The sequence below is a fragment of the Mesorhizobium sp. M6A.T.Ce.TU.002.03.1.1 genome (genome assembly GCF_003997275.1).
Classification (GTDB): domain Bacteria; phylum Pseudomonadota; class Alphaproteobacteria; order Rhizobiales; family Rhizobiaceae; genus Mesorhizobium; species Mesorhizobium mediterraneum.
Genome location: NZ_RZTI01000235.1, coordinates 1 through 4175, shown reverse-complemented (window position 1 = coordinate 4175; position 4175 = coordinate 1). Strand labels below are relative to the sequence as shown.

Annotated in this window: 3 protein-coding genes and 1 tRNA gene; 2 read left to right on the top strand and 2 right to left on the bottom strand. The window is 62.8% G+C overall.

Translation table 11 applies throughout. The features are described from left to right. Positions 1–126: 126 nt before the first annotated feature. Positions 127–387, top strand: coding sequence for a hypothetical protein (locus tag EOC93_RS32770; RefSeq protein WP_127206680.1), 261 nt, complete (start codon positions 127–129; stop codon positions 385–387). Between the two features lie 95 nt (positions 388–482). On the opposite strand, the gene EOC93_RS32765 is transcribed toward EOC93_RS32770, so the two are convergent. Then, a tRNA-Arg gene (locus EOC93_RS32765) sits at positions 483–559 on the bottom strand. A 391-nt stretch (positions 560–950) separates the two neighbouring features. Further along, complete coding sequence (locus EOC93_RS32760) at positions 951–1838, bottom strand: D-alanyl-D-alanine carboxypeptidase family protein (protein WP_127206679.1); 888 nt, start codon at positions 1836–1838, stop codon at positions 951–953. A gap of 238 nt (positions 1839–2076) precedes the next feature. On the opposite strand from EOC93_RS32760, the gene EOC93_RS32755 reads away from it, so the two are divergent. Continuing rightward, a complete protein-coding gene (locus tag EOC93_RS32755) occupies positions 2077–3906 on the top strand; it encodes a methyl-accepting chemotaxis protein (protein WP_127206678.1) in 1830 nt (609 codons plus the stop codon). Positions 3907–4175: the final 269 nt, after the last annotated feature.

Here is a 4175-nt window from a genome sequence, read left to right as displayed (position 1 = left end):
CCGACAAGGAATTCCGCTCGGCTGCCCACGAGCACCTTGCACTGGAAATCTTCCGGCGCGTGCGCGACCGACAAACGGCGGAGTGACGAGAATTGATTGCAGCGAATTGCAGGAAAGGAATTTTGAGTGCCAAAGCTCGGATTGCACGCCTTCGTCAGCAGGGGCACAAAGACGGGAGAGCTTCTCTTCCCACACAAGCACGAAGACGGCACTTACGTTGTATCGAAGACCCGTTTCGAGGATGACTACGTCCGCGTCGGAAACGAGAGTGAAATTCTGTCGTGGCTCGAAAAGGGCTTTGCGTTGCGGATGTCAAATCCGGACAAGGGCATCAAGGCTCCCAGCCTGATCATGCCGGAGTCGATATTCAGACCAGTCATCTTCTAGATGCTTCCGTAATGGTCTCGGAAAAGACCGGGGCGTCGCATTGCTCACGGACTCCCGGAAGCTAGCGAAATCTATGCGAAATTTCAAAGGGTTAGTGGCGCACCCGACAGGATTCGAACCTGTGACCTCTGCCTTCGGAGGGCAGCGCTCTATCCAGCTGAGCTACGGGTGCTTTCAGGATCGACAATCCGGAAAACGAACCAGCCGGTGAACCGGCCAGCCACGGCTTCTTAGCGGAAGCAGGCGCAGGCTTCAACGGGCAAGTGGCAGGCGGCCGGGCTGCGAACTCGGAATAACGCATTTTTCGGATTGCTCATTCCGCGGAGCCCACGATCTGGAGCCTGCCATGACCCTCGAACGTGCGAGAAGCAAGCCCGAAGGCCGGCAAACCTGCGGTTTTGTCGGACCTATGAAGAATGGCGCCGAAGCCTGAAATGAAAAACCCGCCTCGGCGGGCGGGTCGTTGGCGCAAATCAGCACCATGAATAAATTCCTAGCATAACTGCCGTCACCTGTCAAGTTGCCACACCGATCAAGAGCTCGCCCCCGCCGAACATCACCCCTCACTGCTCCTCGGCGTACAGCAGCCGTGTCGTCGTGTTCGATGCCGTCGACAGGTTGCGCTGGATCAGCGCCTCGACGTGGTCGTTGCGCTGGCGCGCGCTGTCGGCGCCCATCACCACGAGGATGAGCCGGCGGCCGTCGGCATCGTAGGAGGTGACGATGTTGAAGCCTGAGGCTCTGATATAGCCTGTCTTGATGCCGTTGACGCCGCGGACGCGGCCGAGCATGTCGTTGTGGCCGCGCACCAGCCGGCCCCGGAACATGAAGTCGCTTTCGGAGAAATAGTGGAAATGCTGCGGGAAGCGGGCGCGCAGCGCCATGCCGAGCACCGCCATGTCGCGCGCCGTCGTCTGCTGGACGCCGTCCGGCAGGCCCGAAGCGTTGCGGAAGACGGTGCTGCGCATGCCGATCTGGCGCGCTTTGGCGGTCATCATTGCGGCGAACGCGTCTTCGCTGCCGCCGAGATATTCGGCGACGGCGACCGCCACGTCATTAGCCGATTTGACGGTGATCGCCCGGATCGCCGTCTCGACATCGATCGCCTCGCCGCGCCTGAAGCGCAGCTTGGTCGGCGGCTGCCTGGCGGCGTTGTCCGAGACCGGGATCAGCGTCGTCTTGCTGACGCGGCCCTGGTCCAGCGCCTCGAACAGAAGGTAGAGCGTCATCATCTTGGTCAGCGATGCCGGATAGCGCGGCGCCGTCGAATTCACCTCGAACAGCGTCTTGCCGGTGCTGCCATCGATGACGATTGCCGCATATTTCTGCGGCGCCGCCGGCACCGCCAGCATGGTCTCCGGCGGCGTCGTCACGCAGCCGGCGACGAGCGCCAGCAGCGCAAACGCCGCGACAAATCTTTGGATGAGCGGAAGGAGGCGCGGTTTGGACAAGATGGGTCTGTTCTGAAGGTAAGCAGTTGCTGAGACGAACGGGAAACTAGCCTAACCCAAAAGCGCCGTCCATTTGGTTAATGCCGGTCTTGCCCAGGGTTATCCCCGGATAAACACATTTTCGCGGCCACGCCGTCGAGGACCACTGGACCGCGCAATCGCCTGTTTCCCGCCCTGATCTTCCCACGCGGTCGCGCTCCGGCTAGAAAGGGTGCGGCATTGGGCATTGGGGGATTGCATGGCGGGCGGTATCGGCATGGGCGGCGCTGCGCCGTCGCTTATCAGGGCATCTCTTGGCCGCACCGGCAGATGGGCCACCGGGGTGGCCTTTGTCGGCGGCTTCATTTCCGACATCCTCACGCCGCTGGCGCCGTTCGCCGCCTATATCGCGCTGGTCGCCGCGATCGCCGCGCTGGTCATCGCCATTGCCATCGTGCTGCGGCTGGTGCTGGCGGCCAAGGCGCTGCCGGCGCTGGTCTTCGCCAGCACCGCTGCGGCGGTCGCCGGTGGCGTCTTTGCCGTTCAAAAGCAGACGAATTCCCAGAACGGGCTGGTCGCCGGCCTGGTGCCGGCCGTGGCCGAGCTGCAGCGCTCGATGGGCATTGTCTCGGCCAAGGTGGCCAAGATCGAGCAGACCGTCACCGAGACGCAAAAGACGGTCGAAACGGTCAAGCAATCGACCGACAAGGTTTTGCAAAAGACCGACGAGATCGCCTCGGTCCAGCAGCAGCAGACCGAGCAGGGTGCTCAGACGCAAAAGACCGTCGAAGCGGTCAAGCAGACGACCGACACCCTGGCCGACACCGTGGCTGCCGGCCAGCAACAGCAGCAGGCCCAGGCGCAAAAGCTGCAGGCAACGACCGAGCAGATCGCCGTCTCGATCGACACCATCGCCAAGGGTTTTGCCGCACTTGCCGCACAGGGCGGGGCGATCGCCGAGCCCAAGCGGCCGGACGAGTTTTATCACAATGCCCGCGTCTACGAACTGTCGGGCGACATGCTCAATGCCCGGCGCTCCTACCTCGCCTTCGCCGGCTTCGATGTCGACGCCATCGATCCCTATACGCGCTTCGCCACTCTGCTTCGGATGCAGGACGGCAAGGCTGGCGCCCGCGAGGTGTTCGGCGCACTGGCCGACAAGGGCAAGGCGCTGTCGATCAAGCTCGTCCATGCCTTGCAGTTCGACGATGCCCAGCGTCTCCAAAAGCTCAACGCGTTCGTCGCCGCAAATGCCGATTTCGCGCCGGCTTACTTCCTGCTGTCGCAGGAGTTTTCGGAAGATCGTCTCGGCTTCCAGGCGCTGTCCGACAAGCGCAGCGAGGCGACGGCGCTGACCAAGTTCCTGTCCTATGAGAAGGATGGCGGGCTGCTCAAATATTTCGTCGACCAGACCCAGCTTGCCGATTGGCTCGACCGCAGCCGCAGCCGGCTGGCGGCGCTTGGCGACGTGCTCGATGCCAAGCGCTTCGCCCCGACGCTGACGCCGATGCGCTCGAACCAGGGCTGGTCGATGACCATCTCCATTCCCGAACCTGCCACCGGCATTTCATGGCGCACGGGCGACAGCGGCCCGTTCACCGAAACCGGCTTCCTGGCGCTCAACGACCAGACCACCGGCAAGCCGATGCCCAATCCGAGCTTCGAATTGCCCGACAGCACCGCGGCCGGCAGCATTGCGATCAAATATCTCGATGTCAGCGGCCGCGAGACCGGCCCGTTCGACATCCGCTTCGACCCCGAAACAGCGCTTCAGCAAGGCAACAAGCAGATCCTCGACCAGTTCTGGACGTCGTGGATCGCCTTCGACGCCAGCGGCAACCGCGGCCTGGTCTATTTCAGCCAGATGCTGTCCTACCGCTGCGCCATCAAGGCGGTGCATTACGGCCTGAACGGCGCGGCGCTCGACAAAGAGATCAAGATGCCGGCCTGCGACCCCAAGGATCCCTACGCCATCCCCTACGACTACCAGCCCTATTTCAAGGTCGCCGACAGCGTGAAGTCGATGTCGGTCCAGGTCACCTACACCGACGGCACCCAGTCGCCGGTGCGGGAGTACAAGCGGCAGTAAGGGGCTGGCTGCTGCGCCGACGCCAGCGCTGGCTGATGCGAAATGCCGGCCACGCAGCTTGCGCAACCGGCATCGAGCGGGTTTGCTGGCGCAGGCAGAATCAGCAGGTGCGCCATGGATACGCTCACGATTAAGGCAAAGGGCATTTCGGTAACGGTCGATCTCACTGTCGGCCATCTCGCCGAGATAGCGGTCGATATCGACGGGCGCCGGCTAAAACCGCTGCATCGCGCGCCGTGGATTAACGAGCCGCGCGAGACGCTGCCGCA

Excerpts from the sequence above, each read along its gene's own strand:
- EOC93_RS32755 (WP_127206678.1), top strand. The coding sequence starts at position 2,077 with ATGGCGGGCGGTATCGGCATGGGCGGCGCTGCGCCGTCGCTTATCAGG.